This window comes from Allobosea sp. AAP35 (genome assembly GCF_001295925.1).
Classification (GTDB): domain Bacteria; phylum Pseudomonadota; class Alphaproteobacteria; order Rhizobiales; family Beijerinckiaceae; genus Allobosea.
In genome coordinates, this window is record NZ_LJHQ01000010.1 from 67,257 (window position 1) to 90,288 (window position 23,032).

Consider the following 23,032-nt stretch of genomic DNA (forward strand, 5'->3'; position numbering starts at 1 on the left):
TCAGCCTTTGGTTTTCGGCGCAGAAAGCGGATTGACGGCATGATGCGAAGCGCTCGCCCTTCGGCACCGGACACATCTTCCGCCGCGACCGAACCGGGCCCCGCTTCGCCCCCCAGAAATCTCGCTTCCAGGAGCCGTTTCGCCACCCGCGCCATGCGCTTGGGTTGTGTCGTGCTCTCCGGCCTCTTCCTCGCCAATTGCGCCAATGATCAGGTCGCGCGTCGCGGCGGCAAGTCGAAGGAAATCGGCGCCTTCCCGCAGGCGAAATACGGCCCCGCCAGCCCGCGCGTCGTGGCGGAGGGACAGGACGTGCCCAAGGGCGGCGGACGTCAACTCATCGGCAAGACCTATTCCGTCGCCGGCAAGCGCTACACGCCCTACGACAAGCCGGTCGGCTACACCGCGGTGGGCACCGCCTCCTGGTATGGCGAGGCGTTCCATGGCCGCAAGACCGCCAATGGTGAGGTCTATGACCGCCATGGCATCAGCGCCGCGCATCCGACGATGCCGCTGCCGGCCTATGCCCGCGTCACCAACATGCTCAACAACCGCTCGATCATCGTGCGCGTCAACGATCGCGGCCCCTATCATGGCGGGCGCGTCATGGACGTCTCGCAGAAGACCGCCGATGCGCTGGCCTTCCGCCATCTCGGCACGGCGCGTATCAAGCTCGAATATCTCGGCCAGGCCTCGCTGGGCGGCTCGGACGATAAGCTTCTCCTCGCGACGCTGCGCACCGACGGCCAGCCGGCTGCGGTTCCCGGCAGCAGCGCCCGAACCATGGTCGCCAGCGCATCGCCCGTCGGCGCAGGGCGTTCGCAAAGCGCCGATCTCGACGAAGAACAGACGGAAGCGGCTGCCGAGCCGGTTGCCCCGCGGCCGGTCTCCCAGAGCTACGCCACAGCCTCGCCCGCATCCGTTCCCGCAACGGCGCAAGCCTATGCCCCATTGGGTTATTCGACCGCTTCGGTCGAGACCCCACGGACAGTGGCACCGACCGCTCCGGTAGTAGCATCGATGGTCTCGACTTCCGCCGGCGTACCCGTTGCTGGCGTGCGTCTGCCGCCGAGCCGCCCCTTCGATCTCGACACGATCGCCAATGCCGGCAGGCCGGTGGTCGTACCCGCCGTCATGCGCTCGACATTGCCGCCGGCTCGCGGGTCTGTCGCGAGCCTGTTTGCGGCACCGGAGCGGGCGCCGACGCAGCGCTTTGCAGCGTCGCATCCGCTAAACCGTTCGCTTGCGCCGCAGGCCCTGCAGCCGCTGGCACGGAATTGATCCGTTGGCGGCTTGACCCGCCACGCCGGGCTCTGGTTCAGATCGAGGATGAGCACGTCCAGCCTCTATTGTGACAGCGTTGCGCGGCAGGCCGTACGGCCTAGCCGGTCAGGCGCAGCGATTCTGCGTCTTCTCGGCGCGCTGCTGCTCACGGTGCTGTCGGGCCCCGCGGCGCGGGCGCAGAGCTTCCAGTCGCCGGCCCCGTTCGCGGTCCTGCTCGATTCCGCCAGCGGCACGGTGCTTTACGAGAAAGCCGCCGACGAACTGATGGCGCCGGCCAGCATCGCCAAGATCGCCACCGCTCTGGTCGCCTTCGAGGAGATCGCGCAGGGCCGCCTGACCCTCGACAGCGAGATCTCGATCTCCGAGAACGCCTGGCGCAAGGGTGGCGGCGTCTCCGGCGGCTCGACCATGTTCGCCCAGCTCAACAGCCGGGTGAAGCTCTCCGACATCCTGCAGGGCATCATTGTCCAATCCGGCAACGATGCCTCGATCGCGCTGGCCGAGGCGGTTGCAGGCGACGAGCCGACCTTTGCCCGCCTGATGACGGAGCGGGTCCGGGCGCTCGGCCTGCCGAAGTCGGTCTTCCGCAATGCCACCGGCATGGGCGATCCGCTGCAAAAGGTCACGGCGCGCGAAATGGCGTTGCTGTCCGACCACATCATCAAGACCTATCCCGAGCATTACAAAATATTCGGCCAGCGTGAATTCACCTGGAACAAGATCAAGCAGCAGAACCGCAACCCGTTGCTGGCAATGGAAATCGGCGCGGACGGGCTCAAGACCGGCAATATCGATGAATCCGGCTATGGCCTGGTCGGTTCGGCGGTGCAGAACGGGCAGCGGCTGGTCGTCGTCGTCAACGGGCTCAAGACCGCGCGCGACCGCGCCAACGAATCGCGCAAGCTGCTCGAATGGGGCTTTCGCGCGTTCGAGCCGCGCAGGATCTTCGAGGCCGGCGACATCGTTGGCGAGGCCAGCGTCTTCGGCGGCGAGAAGGGCCGCGTCGGGCTCAAGGCCAAGGGCCCGGTCAGCCTGCTCCTGCCGCGCGGCAGCAGCGAGCGCCTCAGCGCGCGAATCGTCTATCGCGGCCCATTGACGGTGCCGGTTCAGGAGGGAGCGGAGGTCGCGCGGCTCCTGGTCACCCGCGGCGAGGTCAAGACGCTCGACATCCCGCTTTATGCCGCCGAGACGGTGCAGGCCGGCACCTTGCAGAGCCGGGCGCTCGACGCGCTGATGGAAGCCGCGACGGGCTGGGTCCGCAAGGCCCTGAGCCGCAGTTGACGCAGGGGCCCGCTCCCGGACGCTTCATCACGCTCGAGGGCGGGGAGGGGGCGGGCAAATCGACGCTGGCGGGGCATCTCAAGGACCGCATCGAGGCACTCGGCCTGCGCGTGACGCTGACGCGCGAACCCGGCGGCTCGCCCAAGGCCGAAGCGATCCGCACGATGATCCTGTCCGGTCAGGTCAAGCCGCACGGGCCCTTCGTCGAGGCGCTGATGTTCTCGGCCGCCCGCATCGACCATATCGACCGCCTGATCCGGCCGGCGCTGGAGCGCGGCGATTGGGTGATCTGCGACCGCTTCATCGATTCGACGCGCGCCTATCAGGGCGCGCTCGGGCGAATCGACGAGGACCTCCTGGCCGAGTTGGAGGCCGTCACCATTGACGGGCTGATGCCGGATCTAACGCTGATGCTCGATCTCGACCCGACGATCGGCCTGGCACGCGCCGCGCGCCGCCGCGCGCCCGGCGAGGAAACCGATCGTTTTGAAGGCGAGGCGCTGGCGTTCCACAGCACGCTGCGCCAGGCCTATCTCGCCATCGCGCAGGCCGAGCCGTCGCGCTGCGCTGTGCTGGATGCGGCGCAACCGCCGGCCGTTCTGGCGCAAGCCGCCTGGAGCGTGATCCGCGAGCGGCTGCCGGCGCCGCAGGTCGCCTGACGCTGCAGGACTGGCTTGAGCGGACTTGCTCTCGCGGGCATGGCGGATCAAACACGACGGGCCCGCGATGAAAGACCTGCCATGCTCCAGACCAGCGATGAGCCCGACCGCCTGCCGAACGCGCCGCATCCGCGCGAGACGCTGGCGCTGATCGGGCATGACGCGCAGGAGCAGGCTTTCCTTGCCGCGCTGGCTTCGGGCCGGATGCATCATGGCTGGCTGCTGGGAGGGCCGGAGGGCATCGGCAAGGCGAGCTTTGCCTATCGCGCCGCTCGATTCGTGCTGGCCGCGGGCGATCCCACCGTTCGGGCGGCCGGCGTAACCTCGCTGGCGATTCCTGAGACCGATCCGGCGACGCGGCGGGTGATGGCGCAGTCGCATCCCGATCTGCACATGCTCCGCCGGATCCAGAAGCCGGACGGTAAGGGCTATACCAGCAACATTCCCGTCGATGCGGTGAGGCGCGTGCTCGACCGCTTCGGGTCGAGCGCGGCCGAAGGCGGCTGGCGCGTCTGCATCGTCGATTCGGCCGAAGACATGGACCGTTCGGCCGGCAATGCGCTGCTCAAGCTGCTGGAGGAACCGCCGCCGCGCGCGCTGTTCCTGATCGTCGCACATGCGCCGGGCCGCATGCTGCCGACGATCCGCTCGCGCTGCCGGCTGATGACCTTCGGCGCGCTCGATGAGGCGCAGGTCGCGGAGGCCGGCCAGATCGCACTGGAGCGGATGGGCGGGCCGTTCGACGCGTCCGCGCTGATCCGCGCCGCGCGGCTCGCCGACGGCTCGGTGCGCCGGGCGCTGACCTATGTCGATCCTGAAACGCTTGCGCTGGTGGAGGCGGTGCGGGCGCGGCTCGATGCGCTGCCCGGCATCGACCTGACCGCGCTGATGGCGCTGGCCGAGGACGTCGCGGGCAAGGCCGGCGAGAGCGATTTCGCCGTGATGATCGAGACCGTGCAGAGCTGGCTTTCCGACCATCTCCATGCGCATGCTGCAGCGCAACCGGCGCGTCTTGCACCGCTGGCGGAGGTATGGGACAAGCTGGGGCGTGCCGCCCGCGACGTCGAGACCTATAATCTCGACCGCCGCCCGCTGGTGATGACCCTGTTTCATGATCTGTCGGATGCGGTTGCCCGCTCGCGCGCAGCGTGAAGCGAACGACCGGATCGACCATGGCCACGGCCCCGAAATTCTATCTGACGACCGCGATCCACTACACCAACGGGCCGCCGCATATCGGCCACGCCTATGAGATGGTGGCGTCCGACGCGATCGCGCGCTTCAAGCGGCTCGATGGCTACGACGTCTTCGCCATGACCGGCACCGACGAGCACGGCCAGAAGGTGCAGCGCACCGCAGCGCAGAACGACCAGTCGCCGAAGGATTTCGTCGACGGCATCGCCGGTCGCTTTCAGCAAATGGAAGAGCGTCTGGGCTGTTCCTTCGACCGCTTCATCCGCACCACCGACGCCGACCATTTGCCCTCGACGCAGGAGTTGTGGCGGCGGATGCAGGCCAATGGCGACATCTACCTCTCGAAATATGCCGGCTGGTACTCGATCCGCGACGAGGCCTTCTATGGCGAGGAGGAGACGACGCTCTTGCCCGACGGCACGCGGCTGGGCGGGCAGGGCACGCCGGTCGAATGGGTCGAGGAGGAAAGCTACTTCTTCCGCCTGAAGGCCTATCAGGAGCGTCTCCTGAAGCTCTACGAGGACGTCCCCGATTTCGTCTCGCCGCCGACGCGGCGCAACGAGATCGTCTCTTTCGTGAAGAGCGGGCTCGAGGATCTTTCGATCAGCCGCACCACTTTCGACTGGGGCCTGCCGGTGCCCGGCGACCCCAAGCATGTGATGTATGTCTGGGTCGATGCGCTTAACAACTACCTGACCGGGACGGGCTTTCCCGACCCGGACAATCCGCGCGCGCATTACTGGCCGGCCGATGTCCACATCATCGGCAAGGACATCGTCCGCTTCCACACGGTCTACTGGCCCGCCTTCCTGATGTCGGCCGGGCTGCCCTTGCCCAAGCGCGTCTTCGGCCATGGATTTTTGCTGGCCAAGGGCGGCGAGAAGATGTCGAAGTCGCTCGGCAATGTCGTCGATCCCTTCGAACTTGCCGACACTTACGGCGTCGATCAGTTGCGCTATTTCTTCCTGCGCGAGGTCTCCTTCGGCCAGGATGGCAATTACAGCCACGAGGCGATCATCGGGCGCATCAACGCCGACCTCGCCAACGATCTCGGCAATCTGGCGCAGCGCTCGCTGTCGATGATCGCCAAGAATTGCGAGGGCAGGGTGCCTGCCTGTGGTGCATTGTCGGAAGCTGACCAGGCGATGCTGGCGCTCGCCGATGGCGCGCTGGCGACGGCGCGCTCGGCCATGGCGGATTTCGCGCTTCATATCTGGCTTGCCGAGATCTGGGCTGTCGTGGCGGAGGCGAACCGCTATTTCGCAGCGAACGAGCCCTGGCGCCTGTCTAAAAGCGACCCGGCGCGACGCGACACGGTGCTCTACGTCACCGCGGAGGTGATCAGGCAGGTCGCGATCCTGGTGCAGCCAGTCATGCCCGACGCCATGGGCAAGCTGCTCGATCTGCTCGGCGTCGCGGTCGATGCGCGCAGTTTCGCCGCGTTGGGCGAGAACGGCCGGCTGGTTTCGGGCACGGTTCTGCCGGCGCCGAGCGGCATCTTCCCGCGCTATGTCGAGCCCGAAGGCGGCGAGGCCGCCTGATGCTGATCGACACGCATTGCCATCTCGACTTCCCGGATTTCGCGGACGAACTGCCGGCCTACGTCGCCCGCGCCGAAGCCGCCGGAGTCGGCCGCATGGTGACAATCTCGACGCGGGTCGCGCGGTTCCCTGCCTATGCGGCCATCGCCGAGCGCTTCCCGTCGGTCTGGTGCAGCGTCGGCACGCATCCCCATGGCGCACATGAGGAATTGGACGTGACAGCCGAGCAGCTCGTGGCGCTGTCAGCCCATCCGCGCTGCGTCGCCATCGGCGAAGCCGGGCTCGACTATCATTACGACAAGAGCCCGCGCGAGGCGCAGGCGCAGGGCTTGCGCGTGCACATCGCCGCTGCCCGCATCACCCAGCTGCCGCTGGTGATCCATGCCCGCCAGGCCGATGACGACATGATCGCGATCCTGCGCGAGGAGATGGGGAAGGGCACCTTCCCCGCCATCCTGCATTGCTTCACGGCCGGCGAAGCGCTCGCCATGGCGGGTGTTGAACTCGGCCTCTACGTTTCGTTTTCCGGCATCCTGACCTTCAAGACCTCGGAAGAGCTGCGCCGGATCGCCCGCATGGTGCCGCCAGACCGGCTTCTGGTCGAAACCGACGCGCCCTATCTCGCGCCGGTTCCGTTCAGGGGCAAGCGTAACGAGCCTGCCTATGTCGTTGAGACAGCGAAGGTTCTGGGCGGTGCGATCGGCTTGTCCTTCGACGAGATCGCGGCCCTCACCACAGCCAATGCCCGGCGCTGCTACTGGAAGATGGACCATGTCGCGCCCGTCATGTGCGTGGCTTGAGGCGCGGCGATCATGTCCCACAGGCTGACGATCCTTGGCTGCGGTTCGTCCGGTGGCGTCCCCAGACCCGGCTCGGGCTGGGGCGACTGCGATCCGTCGGAACCGAAGAACCGGCGGCGCCGCTGCTCTGTCCTCGTCGAGCGGACCGGGCTCTCGGGCACGACGCGATTGATCGTCGATACCACGCCGGACCTGCGCGAGCAGCTTCTGGACGCCGAGGTTCCCGATCTCGATGCGGTTCTGTTCAGCCATGACCATGCCGATCACACGCATGGGATCGACGATCTGCGCGCGCTCGTCCTGCATAATCGGCATCGGATGGTGGTCCATGCCGATGCGACGACGGTGCGGTCGTTGCGCGCGCGCTTCGGCTATCTGTTCGAGACGCCGCCGGGCAGCGATTATCCGCCGATCCTTGAGCACCGACCGATGGTGGCCGGAACACCGGTGCTCGTTCAGGGCGCCGGCGGGACGATCGCCGCGCTGCCGATCGCCGTCGAGCACGGCCCCAACTACGAGGCGCTTGGTTTCCGGTTCGGCGACATCGCCTATGTCCCCGATGTCAGCCTGATTCCGCCACGCGGCAAGGCCGCGCTGTCGGATCTCGATGTTCTCATCCTCGATTGCCTGCGCGAGACGCGGCATCCGAGCCATTTCAACCTTGAGCAGTCGCTGGCGATGATCGCCGCGTTGCGACCACGACGCGCGATCCTGACCGATCTGCATTCCGATCTCGATTACAACCGTCTTCGCAAGATGCTGCCCGCCGACATAGAGGTCGCCTACGACGGCATGCTCATCGCGTTCGAGGTCGCCGCGACCGAGCACGGCCTCACAGAAGCAGTATCTTTGGTTCCATAATATACCTTATGCGAATCGCGGATGAGCCGACGGGTTGGGTTGGACCTGTTGGTTCAACAGGTGCCCTTCTCGGCCGCGGCCTGCGCGCCATCGGCCTTGGCGTCGATGGCCGGACCACCGACCTCCCGCTTCACCCCTGGCGCCGATAGGCGAAATAGCGCCCGGTCGGCACGCCGTCAGGGAGATCGACCGCGGCGAGCGTCGGGTGGTCGATGGCCCAGCCGCTGAGCACCAGCGCCTCGGGTGCCGCCAACGCCGCGACATGATCGGGCAACCAGGCGAACAAGGTGCGGTCGCGCTCCGGTACGCCGGTCGTGACGTCCACATGGATCAGCGCGGCCTGGCGGCCATGGCGCGCGGCGAAGTCGGGCAGCGTTGCCGCCATGTCACCCTCGACCAGCCTGCCGGTCGGCGGCATCGAGCGCGGATTGGGGCTGACATTGCGCTCGAAGACGTAAATCTCGCGCTCCGGGAGAATTTCTCGCAGATGGTCGTAGGTCCGGCCATTGCCGAGACCGAGCTCAAGTACGAGCCCCGGGCGGCCCGCGATCGACGCAGCCGCCCAGTCCAGCACGCGGCGCTGGGCCTCGAGGCGACGGATGAAACTGTCGAGTCGGCTCATGGGCTTTGATCTCGCGGCGGGGCTGGGCCGGGGCTGTTCGGTGGTCCCGGGATCGGCTTCTGGATAGCAGGCGCTGGCCGCTGCATCGAGACCCTTCAAACGGCTGGCTTGTCAGGACGTTCCGCGAATGCCTTTATCCTCGGTGATGAGCGTCCATCTGCTGGGCGCATCGATGGCGGCCGCCAAGAGCCGCTTCCAACAACCCAAGGGAGGTTCGTCATTTCGATGATCACGTCACGTTCGTTCATCACGCTCGCGGCCGCGGCCGGGCTTTGCATCACGGCAGCCGGCGCGGCCCTGGCGCAGACCTGGCCGCAACGGCCGATCACCTTCATCGTGCCCTTCCCGGCCGGCGGCGGCACCGATGCCTTCGCCCGTCCGCTCGCCGCGCAGCTCGACCAGCAGTTGGGCCAGCGAATCATCATCGAGAACCGGGGCGGCGCCGGCGGCACGGTCGGCGCCTCGGCGGCCTCCAAACTCGCGCCGGATGGCTACGGCTTCTTTGTCGGCGCGGCACACCACGCCATCGCGCCCGCCCTCTATCCGAAGCTCGACTACAACATCCAGACCGACTTCATCCCGATCGCGGTGATCGCGCAGCCGCCGCAGGTCATCGTCGTCCATCCCAAGGTCGAGGCGAAGACCGTCGCCGAGCTGATCGCCTATGCCAAGGCCAACCCCAACAAGCTGAACTACGCCTCGGCCGGCAACGGCACGACGCATCACCTCGCCGGCGAACTGTTCAAACTGCAGAACAAGGTCAATCTGACCCATGTGCCCTATCGCGGCGCAGGTCCCGCGCTGCAGGACATCGTCGCGGGCCAGGTCGATGTCCTGTTCGACGGTCTGGGCTCCTCGGCTCCGCAGATCCAGTCCGGGCGCCTGCGCGGTCTGGCGGTCGCTGCCGCGACGCGGTCCGATGCCATTCCCGACGTGCCCACCGCCAAGGAAGCCGGGTTGGAGGGTTTCGAGGTCGCGACCTGGTATGCGCTCTGGGCTCCCAAGGGCACCCCCCCCGAGATCGTGACGCGCATGCGCGCCGAGATCGCCAAGGCGCTGGCTGCTCCGGCTATCGCCGAGGCCTGGAAGAAGAACGGTTCGCCGATCCCGACCCTGGCCGGCGATGATTTCGGCAAGTTCGTCACCGCCGAGGTGGCGCGCTGGGGCAAGGTGGTCGCCGACGCGCAGGTCAAACTGGAGTGAGACGAACTGGCGGGAGCCAGACCGGAGCACGACAAGTCGGACTGACCGGAGCGGCTCAAACCGCCCTGCCCCTCAGAGCCCTGTGAGATCCTCATCGCCCGCGCCGTCGATCACGGTGCGGGCGATCGTCATCGAGAAGCCCGACCGCGCCAGCGCCGCGAGATCCTTCTGGCGCGAGGCCGCCCGGTCGCCGCGGCTCCACGGTCCCAGTCGCTTGCGCCGCGCCGTTTTCAGCGCCGCCGCCAGTTCCTCGTCTGCGCTGGATTCGCTGACTTGCGCCGCGAGATCGCGCGCTACGCCCTTGCCCGCAAGATTGGCCGCGACCACACGCGAGGATCGCCCCTTGCGCTTGAGGGTCGCCGCCCTCGCCTCCGCGAATCGCTGATCGTCGACCAAGCCCGACGCGACACAGCGCGCGACAATCTCGTCCAACATTGCGGCGAAGGCGGCGGGCTCCTGGCCGTGATGCCAGCAGCTCAGAGCGATCTTACGGCCAAGCACCCGGCGTAGCTGCGCAGCCGGCGCCGCATAGCGTTCGAGATAATGCATCGCCGCGCGCTGCAGATAATCAGGCGAAATCCGTCGCGGCACCCGGCGCGCCGGCCTGTCTCTCGGGAACCGGCTGGTATCGGGCCCCCCGCCTCCGGCCTCCATCAATCGTCGCCCGGCCGGGCACGACCGGCCTTGATCGAGGACCGCTTGTCCTTGGAAACCAGGCGCCGTTCCTTCGAGGCCTTGGTCGGCTTGGTCGGGCGGCGGGTCTGCGGGCGGATCGCAGCCTCGCGGATCATCTCCAGCAGACGCTCCAGCGCCTCCTCGCGGTTGCGTTTCTGGCTGCGCTGCGCCTGGGCGACGATGACGATGACGCCATCCTGCGTCAGCCTGCTGCCGGCGAGCTTCATCAGCCGGATCGCGACATCGTTGGGCAGGGAGGATGAGCGCCGCGCGTCGAAACGCAGCTGCACCGCGCTCGAGACCTTGTTGACGTTCTGCCCGCCGGGACCCGAGGCGCGCACGAAGGTTTCCTCGATCTCGCTCTCGTCGATGGCGATGGACGGGGTGACTTGAATCATGGGAGGAAGCCTAGCCCATTTCGCGGAGATTTTCAGCTTTGCAGCCTTCGCGCGACATCGCCCGTCTGATCGAGATCATGGCTGCGCTTCGGACGCCGGGCAGCGGTTGCCCCTGGGATCTGGAGCAGGATTTCGCCTCGATCGCGCCCTACACGATCGAGGAGGCCTATGAGGTCGCCGACGCCATTGCGCGCGGCGACATGCTCGACCTCAAGGACGAACTCGGCGATCTGCTGCTGCAGGTCGTGTTCCATGCCCGCATGGCGCAGGAGGAAGGCGCTTTTGCCTTCCCCGACGTGGTCGAGGCGATCACCGCCAAGCTGATCCGGCGCCACCCGCATGTCTTCGGCGAGGCCCGCGATCTCTCGCCGGCACAGGTCAAGCTGCTCTGGCAACAGATCAAGGCGCAGGAAAAGGCCGACAAGGCCATCGCCCGGCTGGCGGCCGGCCTGCCCCACCGGCCCGAGGACAAGGGCGTGCTGGCCGGCGTCACGCAAGCTCTGCCCGCCCTCACCCGGGCCTGGAAGCTTCAGGCGCGCGCCTCGACCGTCGGCTTCGACTGGAACGATGCGCGTCTGGTTCTCGACAAGATCCGCGAGGAGACCGCCGAGATCGACGAGGCGCTGGCGTCGGGCGACAAGGCCGCGATTGCGGAGGAGATCGGCGACCTGCTCTTCGTCGTCGCCAATCTCGCCCGCCATGTCGATGCCGACCCGGAAGGCTGCCTGCAGGCGGCGAATGCGAAGTTCGAGCGCCGATTCAAGAGCATCGAGCAGGCTTTGGAAGCCCAGGGCAGGACCGCCACTGAGGCGACACTCGAAGAAATGGAAGCGCTCTGGCAGGCGGTCAAGCGCGCCGAGAAGGCCGGCTCCTGAGCCTGGGGTTGCGGTGGTTCAAACCTTGCTTGGGTGTGACAGCCCGGCTGGGCGTGACAGCGCGGCGATGATGCGGCAGATACGGATGTGATGACGCCCAGACGCCCCCAGATGAGCAGCGGCCGCCGTATCGAGCCACTCGCGACCCTGCCGCTGTTCCACAAGCTGACGGGACGCAAGGTCGTGCTCGTCGGCGATAGCGAGGGTGCGCTCTGGAAGGCCGAGCTTCTGGCCGCGACCGGCGCTGATCTGCATGTCTTTGCCGCTCATGAGGCCTTGCGATTCGACGCGCTGGCTGCCGCACCGCCGGTTGCGCCGCTCCACATCCATCCCCGGCGCTGGCAGCCGGCCGATCTGCAGGATGCAGCGCTGGCGATCGGCGATATCGAGGACGCAGATGAGATCGCCGCCTTCGTGGCTGCGGCGCGGCAAGCGGGCGTGCCGGTGAATGTCGTCGACAAGCCCGACTTCTGCGATTTCTCCTTCGGGACGCTGGTCAACCGCTCGCCGCTGATCGTGGCGATCTCCACGGATGGTGCCGCGCCGGTCTTCGGACAGGCGATTCGCGCGCGGATCGAGACATTGCTGCCCGCTGGGCTGAAGGCCTGGGCTCAGGCGGCGAAGGACTGGCGGCCCGCCGTTCAGGCACGCGCCCTGCCCTTCGCACTGCGCCGCGCCTTCTGGGAGCTGTTCACCGCCAAGGCGATGAGCGAACCGGAGCGAACTCCGGGTGGGGACGACAGGGCCGTGCTGTTTGCGGCGCTCGACCGGATCGAGGGCCATCAGGACGGCCAGGGCCGGGTCAGCCTCGTCGGGGCGGGCCCCGGCGACCCGGACCTGTTGACCCTGAAGGCGATCCGTGTGCTGCAGAGCGCCGACATCATCCTCTATGATGATCTCGTCTCGCCCGGCGTGCTTGAACTGGCGCGGCGCGAGGCCAAGCGCATGATGGTCGGCAAGACCGGCTATGGGCCTTCGGTCAAGCAGGCGGACATCAACGCGCTGATCGTCTCGCTCGCCAGCCAGGGCAAGCATGTGGTGCGTCTGAAGGGCGGCGACCCCGGCATCTTCGGCCGCGCCGGCGAGGAGATCGAGGCCTGCCGGGCAGCGGGGCTTCCGGTGACGATCGTGCCGGGGATTTCGGCGGCGCAGGGAGCGGCGGCGTCGCTGGGGCTGTCGCTCACCCATCGCGACCATGCCCGCCGGCTGCAATTCGTCACCGGCCACGCCCGCAGCGGCGATCTGCCCGAGGATCTCGACTGGCGGGCCATGGCCGACCCGCACGCCACGACGGTGATCTATATGGCCCGGGCGACGCTCGCCGGCTTCCGCGACCGCGCCATCGCGGCAGGACTCGACCCCGATACGCCGGCGATCGCCATGCAGTCGGCGACGCGGCCCGACGAGGCGCGGGTTACCGCGACCATCGCGACCCTGCCAGAGCGACTGGGCGAACTGCCGCGGGGCGGGCCGGTTCTGGTGATGGTCGGCCACGCGCTCGCCGCCGCGCTGACCGACGCAGGCACGGTCGCCGATCGCCTCCGCGCCTGACAGATCCGTCTCCGCGTCCCACGGGCTCGCCTCATTGCGCGCAAGCGATTATGCGAAGGGTCGAATCGCAAAGCGGAGATGCCACCATGAAAGCACGTGCGAAATGGATTGAAGGCATGGCCTTCATGGGCGAGGCCGGGAGCGGCCATGCCGTGATCATGGATGGCGCGCCTGAATATGGCGGCCGCAATCTCGGCATCAGGCCGATGGAGATGCTGCTGATCGGGCTTGCCGGCTGCACCGGCTTCGATGTCGTGCAGATCCTGAAGAAGGGCCGCGAGCCGGTGACGGGCTGCGAGGTCGAGGTGGAGGCGCAGCGCGCGACCGAAGACCCCAAGGTCTTCACGACCATCCACCTGGCCTATCGCGTCAGCGGCCCCGGGTTGTCGCCGGCCAAGGTCGAGCGCGCCGTCACATTGTCGAAGGAAAAATACTGTTCGGCTTCGATCATGCTCGGCGCCACCGCCGCGTTCACCTATGCGATCGACATCGTCGATGAGACGAAGAAGGCTAGCGAATGAGCGAAATCGTAGTGTCCGGACTGCTTGCGCCCGATGCGCTGCTGGCGCAGCTGGGCGACGACAACCTCGTCATCCTCGACATCCGCTCCGCCATCGATGGCGGCGGGCGAGCGGCCTATGAGGCCGGCCATATTCCTGGCGCCGTCCACACCGACTATGTCGTGGATGGCTGGCGCGCCACGATCGGCAACGCACCGGGCATGCTGCCGCCGCTCGACCACCTCTCGGCGCTGGTCGGCCGGCTCGGGATCAAGCCGCATGATGACGTGGTGATCGTCCCCGCCGGCGTGAGCGCCACCGATTTCGCCGCCGCCGCGCGGATCTACTGGACTCTGAAAACGATCGGCCATGGCCAGCAAGCGATCCTGGACGGCGGCTTCAGAGCCTGGGCGGAGGGCTCGCGCCCCGTCGAGACCGGCACCAGCGCGCCGAAGGGGGCCGACCCCTATCCGGTCGTCATGCAGCAGCGGCTGCGCAGCACCGCCGATGCGACGCTGATCGCCTCGCGCAGCAAATTCGCGACGCTGGTCGATGCGCGCTCGGCGAGCTATTTCGACGGACAGGAAAAGGCGCCCGAGGCGGCGCGCGCCGGCCATATCCCCGGCGCGGTCTCGCACGACTACACGCAAGCCTTCGACCCGGCGACGGGCCGGCTCAAGCCGCGAGACGAACTGGCCAAGCTGTTTGGCGCCGTCCCCAAGGGGCCGGCGATCTCCTATTGCAACACCGGCCACACCGCGGCGCTGAACTGGTTCGTCATGTCGGAGGTGCTGGGGCGTGACGAGGTCGCGCTTTATGATGGCTCGATGACCGACTGGACGCAGGATCCCGACCGGCCGGTCGCGACGAACGCTTGTTAACCTCTGTGATGGTAAGAAGGCGAGGTTCCGCCATCCGGTGAGCGCTGCCGCGAGACGGCTCACTGACGACAGGCGGCCCGATCGATCGTCAAGCGTCACAAGGAACGGCATCATGGGCCCCTCTCTCGCACGTCGGCGTTTCCTGACAGGCTGTCTCTGCTGCGCCGGTGCGGGGCTCGCCGCCTCGACCGGGATCGGCATCGCCTGCGCTTCCGAGGGGGCCAAGACCACGCTGACGCCCGACCAGGCGCTGGATCTGCTGCGGCGCGGCAATGACGAGTTCAAGGTCGACCTGCCGTTCCACGCGGTGATGGGGCGACAGCGCCGTGTCGAGATCTCACAGGGCCAGACCCCCTTTGCGGTCCTGGTGGCCTGTTCGGATTCGCGCGTCGCGCCTGAACTGCTGTTCGGCCGCGGCCTCGGCGAATTGTTCATCGTGCGCAATGCCGGCAACACAGTCGATACGGCCGCGATGGGATCGATCGAATATGCGGTCGCCGTCGTCGGTGTCCCGCTGATCATGGTGCTGGGGCATGAGCGCTGCGGCGCCGTCGAGGCCGCCGTCAAGGTGGTCAAGGAGAACGCGACCTATCCGGGTTCGATCGGCCAGATGATCGAGCCGATCGTGCCCGCCGTGCTCAGCGTTCAGGGCCGGGACGGCGATCTCGTCGACAACGCCGTGCGCGCCAATATCTCGCGGACGGTCGCCCGGCTGCGCACCGCCTCGAGCCCGCTGCTGCAGAAGCCGATCGCGGAGGGCCGGTTGCGCGTCGTCGGCGCGCGCTATGACCTCGATGACGGCGATGTCGATTTTTTCGACCTGGCCTGACCGGAACCGCTTCACAGCCGCGCGGCACAACACGGGTCCCGACATCGCAATTTGCCAAACAGGCTGAAACGGTTCAAAGGAAGCGCGCGCGAGCCATAGCCGCGCCGCCCCCTTTCAAAAACTGCCGAGCAGCCCGCCGATGAACGCCGTCGCGCCGAAGATTTCTTTCGTTTCGCTCGGGTGCCCCAAGGCGCTCGTCGATTCCGAGCGGATCATCACCTCGCTGCGCTCGGAGGGCTATGAGCTGTCCAAGACCCATGCGGGCTCCGACCTCGTCATCGTCAACACCTGCGGCTTTCTCGATTCGGCCAAGGCGGAATCGCTCGAGGCGATCGGCGCCGCCATGGCGGAAAACGGCAAGGTCATCGTCACCGGCTGCATGGGCGCCGAGCCCGAGCAGATCCGCGACCGCTTTCCCAACCTGCTCGCGATCACCGGGCCGCAGGCCTATGAGAGCGTTGTCTCGGCCGTGCATGCGGCCGTGCCGCCGCGCCACGACCCCTTCATCGATTTGGTGCCGGAGCAGGGCATCAAGCTCACCCCGCGCCATTACGCCTATCTGAAGATCTCGGAAGGCTGCAACAACCGCTGCAGCTTCTGCATCATCCCGAAACTGCGCGGCGACCTCGTCTCGCGGCCGATCGGCGAGGTGCTGCGCGAGGCCGAGAAGCTCGTGCGCGCCGGCGTCAAGGAACTGCTGGTGATCTCGCAGGACACCAGCGCCTATGGGCTCGACATCAAATACGCCCCGTCGATGTGGCAGGATCGCGAGGTCCGCACCCGCTTCTTCGAGCTTTCGCGCGAACTCGGCCAGATAGGCGTCTGGGTGCGGATGCACTATGTCTACCCCTACCCGCATGTCGACGAGGTCATCCCGCTGATGCAGGAGGGGCTGATCCTGCCCTATCTCGACATCCCCTTCCAGCACGCGTCTCCCAATGTTCTCAAGGCGATGAAGCGTCCGGCTCACCAGGATCGCACGCTCGACCGCCTGCGCAAATGGCGCGACATCTGCCCCGATCTCGCGATCCGCTCGACCTTCATCGTCGGCTTTCCCGGCGAGACGGAAGAAGACTTCCAGTTCCTGCTCGACTGGCTGAAGGAGGCCAGGCTCGAGCGCGTCGGCGCCTTCAAATACGAGCCGGTCAAGGGCGCCCTGGCCAATGACCTTGGCCTCCCCCTCGTCCCCGAGGAGGAGAAGGAGTCCCGCTGGCACCGCTTCATGAAGGCACAGGCCGAAATCTCGACGCGCATCGTCAAAAACCGCGTCGGCAAGCGCATCCAGGTCATTATCGACGAGGCCGGGCCGACCGTGGCCAAGGGCCGCTCGAAATGGGACGCGCCCGAGATCGACGGCAGCGTCTATGTGTCGAGCCGCAGGCCCTTGCGCGCGGGTGACATCGTGAGCGTGAAGATCGAGCGCGCCGACGCCTATGATCTGCACGGCGTCGCGGTCTGAACCACGCCGCCGATCCCGCTTCAGAAGACCAGACAGATCCGGCGGATGATCTTGCCGTTGCGGTCGCGCGCGACCGTGCCGTCGCCATTGCAGCCGCCCGAAACCCGTGTCAGATCCTGCACGGTCCTCACGCCCTCTGGCGGCGTGTCGCAGACAGCGACAGGGCAATCGGTCAGGGCCCGACGCGGTTCGGCAACCCGCGACAGCCGGGCCTTGCCCTGATCCGCCGCCGTCACGATGGGCTTCAGCGGCGGAAGGTCGCCTCGGCCCGTGCCGCTGCTCTGCTGCGACAGGGCAACCGTCACGATGGTGAGCGAGGCGAGGAAAAGGCCGGTGATGCGAAGAGCGCGAGACATGACGGCAGGTCCGAATGAGCATCAGCATGTGCTGACAGCCATTCGTCGCCATAGCGCCGCATCCGGTTCATTCCGGCGTATTGGATTTCGTCAGGCCGGCGCCCGGCGCGGAAACAGCCTGCGGCCGAGCCACCAGCCCAAGCGCTGCGCCAGCATCGCGAGCGCAATCGCGTAGCCGATCAGCGCAAGCATCCAGCTCACCGCGCTCAGGCTGAGCGCTCCCAGGACAAGCGCGCCGCGCCCGAGCACCTTGAGGATGCCGCGCGTCGTCGTGCCTTTCGCCGCGCCGAGCTTTGCCGCCTTGCCGATGTCGCCGGCATCGTCGGCCAGGCTCAACACCTGACGCAGACCGCGCTGGCCGGTGCGGGCATAGACGGCGCCGGCATCCTGGCCGAGCGTGGCGAAACGCGCCATCGCAGCCGGCTTGACGATGCCGCCGGCCGCGACACGCGCGGCTGCGATATCGAAGCGCGACGCGGCGGCCAGGCTCGCGTTCAGCGCGGGACGGTCGATGGCACCGGCCGCGGCGCGCCCGAGATTGGCGGTCAGCGCGGGTGAGAGCAGCTTCGCCTTGCTCGCCGCCTTGACGGCGCTCAGCCCGTTGCGGGCCGGCAGCGCGCCGCCGAAGCTGACCCAGGTCGCGGCGCTGATCGCGAGGCCGGCTGCCGCGATGGCGAGGACGGTGGCATCCGCCCCCTCCCCGCCCAGCCATTTACGGCCTTCAAGCGCGAGATCGCGCAGATCGCCATAGCCGGTGACGTCTCCCACCAGCGCGCCGGCGAAGGCCGCGCCGCTTTCGCGGTCTCCCGCCACGAAGCCATGGCCGAAATCGGCCACGGCCTGCCCAAGCGCGCCGTCCTTCAGGATTTGCAGGCGCCGCTGGTGATCCGATGAGACGGCGATACCCCGTTCGGTCGCGAGCGCGATCAGGCTGTCGGCCAATTCAGGATCGCGCGCCGTGATGGCTCTCTCGATCTCGGCGTCGAGGCGTGGCGCCGACAGCGCCTTCGGCAAACGAAGCTCCGACAGCGCGACGGGATCATCTGCCGCTGCAAGCAATTGCCAGTGCTGCCAGCCCGGCGGCAGCACTAAAGTGCCGGCCGCAGCCAGACCCATCACAAGCCCAAGCGTCAGCGAAATCCTCTTCATGCCGACGCGACGCTCCAGACCGCTTCCGCCCGACACCTGCCGGACAGAGCCGAGGTCTAGCAGCCGATTTGGGCGATATTGCCGCAGCCGGCGGTGAACGATGCGATATCCCGGCTCAGGGAATCAGCACCGTCGAGCCGGTCGTCCCGCGCCCTTCCAGGGCGCGATGGGCATTGGCGGCGTCTGCCAAGGCAAAGCGCGCATTGACCGGGACCACAACCTTGCCCGACGCGACCGCGCCGAACAGGTTCTTCGCCATCTCGACCATGGTCTCGCGCTTGGCGATGTGGGTGAACAGCGTCGGCCGCGTCACATAGAGCGACCCTTTGGGCGCCAACAGGCCGAGATTGAAAGGCTCGACCGCGCCCGAGGCGCTGCCGAAGCTCGCCAGCACGCCGAAGGGCGCCAGCGTGTCCAGCGATGCAAGGAAGGTGTCCTTGCCGACGCCGTCATAGACCACGGCGCACAGCTTGCCGCCGGTGATCTCCTTGACGCGGGCGACGAAATCCTCGTCGCGATAGAGGATCACATGATCGCAGCCATGCGCCTTGGCGAGGTCGCCCTTCTCCTTGGAACCAACGGTGCCGATCACGGTGGCGCCCAGCGCCTTGCCCCATTGGCACAGGATGAGCCCCGTGCCGCCAGCCGCGGCATGGACGAGGATGGTGTCGCCCGGCTTCACCTTGTAGGTCCGGTGCAGCAGATACTCCGCCGTCATGCCCTTCAGCATCATGCTGGCAGCAGCCTCGAAGGACACAGCCTCGGGCAGCGCCACGGCGGAGGTCACTGCGACGATCCGCTCCTCGGCATAGGAGCCAAGCGTCGCGACATAGGCGACGCGGTCGCCCGGCTTGAACTCGGTGACATTGGGACCGACCGCAAGAACCTCGCCGGCCGCCTCGTTGCCGGGCACGAAGGGCAGATGCGGCGCGGGATAGAGCCCCGTGCGGAAATAGGTGTCGATGAAGTTCAGCCCGATCGCGCGGTTACGCACCAGCAATTCGCCGGGGCCCGGCGGCAGCAGCGTGATGTCCTCGAACTGCAGGACTTCCGGTCCGCCGGTCTTGTGGATGCGGATCGCCTTGACCATGACTTCATCTCCCTGGATTTTATGGATGGGACCATAAAGCCTTGGCGCGCCTGCGCAATGGCGCCGCCACGCGGCCAGGACATCACGTCCCTGCGAGGACTGCGACGCCCCGCCCCGTGGTCAAGGCACGGCGGTTGGAGTAGCCAGGATGGCATGACAACCTCTGACATTGCCACGGTTGATATCGCCATCGTTGGGGCCGGCGCGGTCGGTCTTGCCGCCGCACTGCTCCTGGCAAACAGCGGCCGCAGCGTCGCTGTCATGGGCCCCGCGCAGGCCAGGCGCGACGGGCGCACCGTGGCGCTGCTCGACGGCTCCTGGCGGCTGCTGGGCGAGCTTGGGTTGACCGGGACGCTGGCCGAGCGGGCCGCGCCCCTGGCCGTGATGCGCCTCGTCGATGACACCGGCAGCCTGTTTCGCCAACCGCCCGTCGAATTTCGCGCCTCAGAGGTCGGGCTCGAAGCCTTCGGCTGGAATGTCGAGAATGCCGAACTGGTCGAGGCGCTGGCGGCCAAGGTCGGCGAGAACGACGCGATCCGGCATGAGCCGGGGCTGGTGTCGGACATGTCCGAGGACTCAACCGGCGTGACTCTGACCGGCGAGGGCTTCGCCCCGCTGCGGGCTCGCATCGTGGTCGGGGCCGATGGCCGTCAGTCGCGGGTGCGGGCGGCGGCCGGGATCGCGGCGCGCGACTGGACCTATCCGCAAAGCGCGCTGACGGCGATCTTCGCCCACAGGCGCGACCATCGCGACGTCTCGACCGAGTTCCACACCCGCAAGGGGCCCTTCACCCTCGTCCCCCTGCCCGGCCGCCGGTCCTCGCTGGTCTGGTTGCTCGATCCGGCTGAGGCCGACGCGGTTGCCGCGCTGGACGATGTCGCCTTCGCGCGCCGCGTCGAGACGCAAGCCCATGCGCTGCTGGGCGCGATGCGGCTCGACGGGCCGCGCGGGCGGGTGCCGATGGGCGGCCTATCGGTCGCGCATTTCGGGGCGGGCCGCATGGTGCTGGCCGGCGAGGCGGCCCATGTCTTCCCACCGATCGGCGCGCAGGGGCTCAATCTCGGCCTGCGCGACGTGATCGCGCTGCGCGACGCGCTGGGCGAGGCCGTCGATCCCGGCGCTGCCACGGTCGTTGCGGCCTATGACCGGGCGCGGCAGGCCGATGTGCGTCTGCGCACGGGGGCGGTCGATGCCCTCAACCGCACGCTGCTGACCGATCTGATGCCCGCCGACCTGCTGCGCGGCGCCGGTTTGCTGGCGCTCTCCCGCATCGGCCCGCTGCGGCGGCTGGTGATGCGGCAGGGGCTGGCGGGCGGGATGGCGCCGTGAAGGCCCTCTCCGTCATTCCGGACAAGCCGCGCAGCGGCGCCGATCCGGAATCCATCCTAGAGCGCAACCGGAGAAAGGCTGCGCCCTTCGATAGATTCCGGATCTTCGCTTCGCTCGCCCGGAATGACGGGGGAGCCTGACCGCACCTACCCCCACCATTCCTCCGTATCCGCCCCGCTCGCCGCGACCTCGCGCAGGCCCGCGCCCTGCTCCCGAAACACCGGCGCCAGCGGCAGCGGCGTCGAGACCAGCCGGCGCCCGCCCGGCTCCTGCGCCTGCGCGTCGAACAGGCCGCGCGCCGTCAGATGCGGGTCGGCCACCGCCTCCTCCAGTGTCCGCACCACCGTGCAGCAGCAATCGCGCGGCTCCAGCGTCTCGCGCCAATGCGTCGCCAACTGGCCGACGATGATCGCTGCGACCGCGGCACGCGTCGCCGACGGATCGAGGCTGTCATCGCGCAAGGCGTGCTCAAGCCCGATCGCCTCGCAGAACACGTCCCAGAACTTCGCCTCCAGCGCCCCGACCGCCAGAAACCAGCCATCCTGTGTCGCATAGAGGCCGTAGCGTGGGCTCGCCCCTGTCAGCAGCCCCTCCCCGCCTTCGGGATAGCGCCCCGTGACCTGTCCTTGCGCCAGCCCGTACCAGGCGAAGGTCGGCATCGCGTCGCTCATGGCGATGTCGAGATGGCAGCCCTGTCCCGTCCGCTCGCGCTGCCGCAGCGCCAGCAGGATGTTGAGCACCGCCGGCATGGTGCCGCCGGCAATGTCGGCGACCAAGGGCGGCGGCAGCGGGGCCGCCGCGCCGCGCTTGAGGGATTGTCCCAGCAGCCCGCCAAGCGCCTGATAGTTGATGTCGTGCCCCGCATCACCGGAGCGCGGGCCGAACTGGCCATAGCCGCTGATCGAGCAGTAGATCAGGCGCGGATTGATCGCCGCCAGTGCCTCATGCCCGAAGCCGAGCCGCGCCATCACGCCGGGCCGGAACTGCTCGATCAGGATATCGGCCTGAAGGATCAGCGGCGTCAGGCGCGCCAGCGCGTCGGCTGCCTTCAGGTCGATCTCGACGCTCGCCTTGCCGCGGTTGAGCACGGCATAAGGCGCCGAGGTCTCGCCGAAGCGCGGTGGGAAGCGCCGCATCTCCTCGCCGCCCGGCCGCTCGATACGGATCACGCGGGCGCCAGCCTCGGCCAGGAACAGGCTGGCGAGCGGCCCCGGCAGCAGCGTCGAGAAATCCAGGACCGTGAGGTCGTCCAGCGGCAGCATCGGCATTCCGGCTCATGGCCGGCGTGCCGGCATCAGGGAAAGAGGTCGGCCGTCATCCTGCCCGTCTTCACCAGCCACAGGAAGCCTGTCAGCGTCACCATCGAGACGATGGTGCCCACGAGGATGCAGGCCGAGGCGCGCTCAACGCCGACCTTGTACTGCGTCGAGATCACGAAGATATTCAGGGCCGGCGGCAGAGCCGCCATGATCACGCCGGTGAAGATCCAGATATCGGGAAAGTTGCCGATCACTGACAGCAGCACCCAGACCAGCAGCGGATGCAGCACGAGCTTGATCGCCACCAGCACGGGCACTTCGACTGGCAGTGCCTTCATCGGCCGCAGCGCCACCGTGACGCCGAGCAGGAAGAGTGCGCAGGGCGCAGCCGCCTGCGAGAGCCACAACGTCATCTTGTCGAGCGCGGATGGCAGTTCGAAACGGGTCGCGGCGGCGAGCACGCCGAGCAGGGTCGCGACATTGAAGGGGTGGGTCGCCACCTGCCAGATCACGCGGCGCGCCGTGTCGAGCGGGCTCCTCTTCTCGACGCCGGCCAGCGCCATCAGGAAGGGGATGATCGAGAACAGCAGCAGGCTGTCGAAGACGAAGATCAGCACCAGCGGCGCGCTCGCCGCCGGCCCCAACGCCGCCAGCAGCAAAGGCGGCCCCATATAGCCGATATTGGAATAGGACCCGGCGACACCCTGCATCACCGCCTGCGGCAGCTCGCCCCGCGTCGCCTTCCAGCCCACCGCCAGCGACAGGGCAAAGGCCAGGAAGGTCGAGAGCGTCGTCGCCAGGATGAAGCGACCGTTGGCGAGCTCGGTCACCGGCTTGTCGGCGATCAGCCGGTAGAACAGCGGCGGCAGCGCGACATAGATCAGGAAGAACTGCAGCCAGATCAGCCCCGATTCCGGCAGCTTGCTGCGTCGCCCGATGACGAAGCCCAGCAGGATCAGCCCGAAGAAGGGGGCGACGAGATTGGCGATGTTGGCAAGATCGGCCATGCGGGCGAAGAATCCCTGCGGGGGCGCCGACCCTGAGCCGGATCAGGCGGACTACGGGCTGTTTAGCCGGTGAGACAGGCCGCGCAAGGCGCAAGCGCGCGGGGGCGGCCGGCAGAAAGCAAGTGCGCGGAACCGATACCTAGGAATTTATGGCTAGAATTTTATCCTAGGCTTTCTGTCCTCATCCCGGTGTTCCCTGCCGCCCAATGGACGATGGACGCCGCCGCCCCGC

23 protein-coding genes are annotated in these 23,032 nt (G+C 67.7%); 15 read left to right on the top strand and 8 right to left on the bottom strand.

The features are described 5' to 3' along the window. Window positions 1–153: 153 nt before the first annotated feature. The 7 genes from IP69_RS04985 to IP69_RS05015 all read left to right on the top strand — a co-directional run bounded on the left by IP69_RS04985 (window position 154) and on the right by IP69_RS05015 (window position 7,617). Window positions 154–1,278: a septal ring lytic transglycosylase RlpA family protein gene (locus IP69_RS04985; protein ID WP_054141709.1), complete on the top strand. Its 1,125-nt coding sequence runs from the start codon at window positions 154–156 to the stop codon at window positions 1,276–1,278. Between the two features lie 48 nt (window positions 1,279–1,326). Continuing rightward, window positions 1,327–2,562: a D-alanyl-D-alanine carboxypeptidase family protein gene (locus IP69_RS22280; protein WP_054141710.1), complete on the top strand. Its 1,236-nt coding sequence runs from the start codon at window positions 1,327–1,329 to the stop codon at window positions 2,560–2,562. Then, window positions 2,559–3,221, top strand: coding sequence for a dTMP kinase (gene tmk / locus IP69_RS22285; protein ID WP_054141711.1), 663 nt, complete (start codon window positions 2,559–2,561; stop codon window positions 3,219–3,221). The genes IP69_RS22280 and tmk overlap by 4 nt, the downstream gene beginning before the upstream one ends. Window positions 3,222–3,302: 81 nt before the next feature. Next, window positions 3,303–4,373, top strand: a complete 1,071-nt coding sequence (locus tag IP69_RS05000) for a DNA polymerase III subunit delta' (RefSeq protein WP_082358976.1) — start codon at window positions 3,303–3,305, stop codon at window positions 4,371–4,373. A 20-nt stretch (window positions 4,374–4,393) separates the two neighbouring features. Continuing rightward, window positions 4,394–5,956 (top strand): methionine--tRNA ligase, encoded by a 1,563-nt coding sequence (gene metG, locus IP69_RS05005; RefSeq protein ID WP_054141780.1) that lies wholly within the window; start codon window positions 4,394–4,396, stop codon window positions 5,954–5,956. After that, window positions 5,956–6,756 carry a TatD family hydrolase gene (locus IP69_RS05010; RefSeq protein ID WP_054141713.1) on the top strand — a complete coding sequence of 267 codons (801 nt, stop codon included), beginning with the start codon at window positions 5,956–5,958 and terminating at the stop codon, window positions 6,754–6,756. Before metG ends, IP69_RS05010 begins: the two co-directional genes overlap by 1 nt. Before the next feature lie 9 nt (window positions 6,757–6,765). Beyond that, the gene (locus IP69_RS05015) at window positions 6,766–7,617 is read left to right on the top strand and encodes an MBL fold metallo-hydrolase (protein WP_054141714.1); all 852 of its coding nucleotides are present in this window, start codon (window positions 6,766–6,768) and stop codon (window positions 7,615–7,617) included. A gap of 130 nt (window positions 7,618–7,747) precedes the next feature. Here the strand turns inward: IP69_RS05015 and IP69_RS05020 are convergent, their stop codons facing one another. Next, a complete protein-coding gene (locus tag IP69_RS05020; RefSeq protein ID WP_054141715.1) occupies window positions 7,748–8,239 on the bottom strand; it encodes a class I SAM-dependent methyltransferase in 492 nt (163 codons plus the stop codon). A 225-nt stretch (window positions 8,240–8,464) separates the two neighbouring features. Between IP69_RS05020 and IP69_RS05025 the strand changes: the two genes are divergently transcribed. After that, a complete protein-coding gene (locus IP69_RS05025; protein WP_054141716.1) occupies window positions 8,465–9,442 on the top strand; it encodes a tripartite tricarboxylate transporter substrate binding protein in 978 nt (325 codons plus the stop codon). Between the two features lie 72 nt (window positions 9,443–9,514). Here IP69_RS05025 and IP69_RS05030 read toward each other — a convergent pair whose 3' ends face one another. Together IP69_RS05030 and arfB are read right to left on the bottom strand one after the other, a co-directional pair. After that, window positions 9,515–9,991, bottom strand: a complete 477-nt coding sequence (locus IP69_RS05030; RefSeq protein WP_248306712.1) for a regulatory protein RecX — start codon at window positions 9,989–9,991, stop codon at window positions 9,515–9,517. Window positions 9,992–10,095: 104 nt separating this feature from the next. Next, a complete protein-coding gene (gene arfB, locus IP69_RS05035) occupies window positions 10,096–10,515 on the bottom strand; it encodes an alternative ribosome rescue aminoacyl-tRNA hydrolase ArfB (protein ID WP_054141718.1) in 420 nt (139 codons plus the stop codon). Window positions 10,516–10,553: 38 nt separating this feature from the next. Between arfB and mazG the strand changes: the two genes are divergently transcribed. From mazG to rimO, 6 genes are all read left to right on the top strand, one after another. Continuing rightward, on the top strand, window positions 10,554–11,390 hold the full coding sequence (mazG, locus tag IP69_RS05040) for a nucleoside triphosphate pyrophosphohydrolase (RefSeq protein ID WP_054141719.1): 837 nt from the start codon (window positions 10,554–10,556) through the stop codon (window positions 11,388–11,390). 111 nt (window positions 11,391–11,501) lie between these two features. Further along, complete coding sequence (cysG, locus tag IP69_RS05045) at window positions 11,502–12,941, top strand: siroheme synthase CysG (RefSeq protein ID WP_248306713.1); 1,440 nt, start codon at window positions 11,502–11,504, stop codon at window positions 12,939–12,941. Window positions 12,942–13,027: 86 nt separating this feature from the next. Continuing rightward, window positions 13,028–13,462 carry an OsmC family protein gene (locus IP69_RS05050; protein ID WP_054141721.1) on the top strand — a complete coding sequence of 145 codons (435 nt, stop codon included), beginning with the start codon at window positions 13,028–13,030 and terminating at the stop codon, window positions 13,460–13,462. Next, window positions 13,459–14,322: a sulfurtransferase gene (locus IP69_RS05055; protein ID WP_054141722.1), complete on the top strand. Its 864-nt coding sequence runs from the start codon at window positions 13,459–13,461 to the stop codon at window positions 14,320–14,322. The genes IP69_RS05050 and IP69_RS05055 overlap by 4 nt, the downstream gene beginning before the upstream one ends. 112 nt (window positions 14,323–14,434) lie before the next feature. Further along, window positions 14,435–15,151 (top strand): carbonic anhydrase, encoded by a 717-nt coding sequence (locus IP69_RS05060; RefSeq protein WP_054141723.1) that lies wholly within the window; start codon window positions 14,435–14,437, stop codon window positions 15,149–15,151. 139 nt (window positions 15,152–15,290) lie between these two features. Next, complete coding sequence (rimO, locus tag IP69_RS05065) at window positions 15,291–16,610, top strand: 30S ribosomal protein S12 methylthiotransferase RimO (RefSeq protein WP_054141724.1); 1,320 nt, start codon at window positions 15,291–15,293, stop codon at window positions 16,608–16,610. Window positions 16,611–16,630: 20 nt separating this feature from the next. On the opposite strand, the gene IP69_RS05070 is transcribed toward rimO, so the two are convergent. From IP69_RS05070 to IP69_RS05080, 3 genes are all read right to left on the bottom strand, one after another. Continuing rightward, entirely contained in the window at window positions 16,631–16,966 is a 336-nt protein-coding gene (locus IP69_RS05070; protein ID WP_054141725.1) for a hypothetical protein, read from the bottom strand. A gap of 90 nt (window positions 16,967–17,056) precedes the next feature. Then, window positions 17,057–18,115: a hypothetical protein gene (locus IP69_RS05075; protein ID WP_156323294.1), complete on the bottom strand. Its 1,059-nt coding sequence runs from the start codon at window positions 18,113–18,115 to the stop codon at window positions 17,057–17,059. Window positions 18,116–18,230: 115 nt separating this feature from the next. Continuing rightward, window positions 18,231–19,205, bottom strand: coding sequence for a quinone oxidoreductase (locus tag IP69_RS05080; RefSeq protein WP_054141727.1), 975 nt, complete (start codon window positions 19,203–19,205; stop codon window positions 18,231–18,233). Between the two features lie 153 nt (window positions 19,206–19,358). Between IP69_RS05080 and IP69_RS05085 the strand changes: the two genes are divergently transcribed. Then, entirely contained in the window at window positions 19,359–20,534 is a 1,176-nt protein-coding gene (locus tag IP69_RS05085) for a UbiH/UbiF family hydroxylase (protein ID WP_054141728.1), read from the top strand. A gap of 146 nt (window positions 20,535–20,680) precedes the next feature. On the opposite strand, the gene IP69_RS05090 is transcribed toward IP69_RS05085, so the two are convergent. Continuing rightward, a complete protein-coding gene (locus IP69_RS05090; RefSeq protein ID WP_248306714.1) occupies window positions 20,681–21,802 on the bottom strand; it encodes a CaiB/BaiF CoA-transferase family protein in 1,122 nt (373 codons plus the stop codon). Between the two features lie 26 nt (window positions 21,803–21,828). Then, entirely contained in the window at window positions 21,829–22,800 is a 972-nt protein-coding gene (locus IP69_RS05095) for an AEC family transporter (protein ID WP_054141729.1), read from the bottom strand. Window positions 22,801–23,032 lie beyond the last annotated feature (232 nt).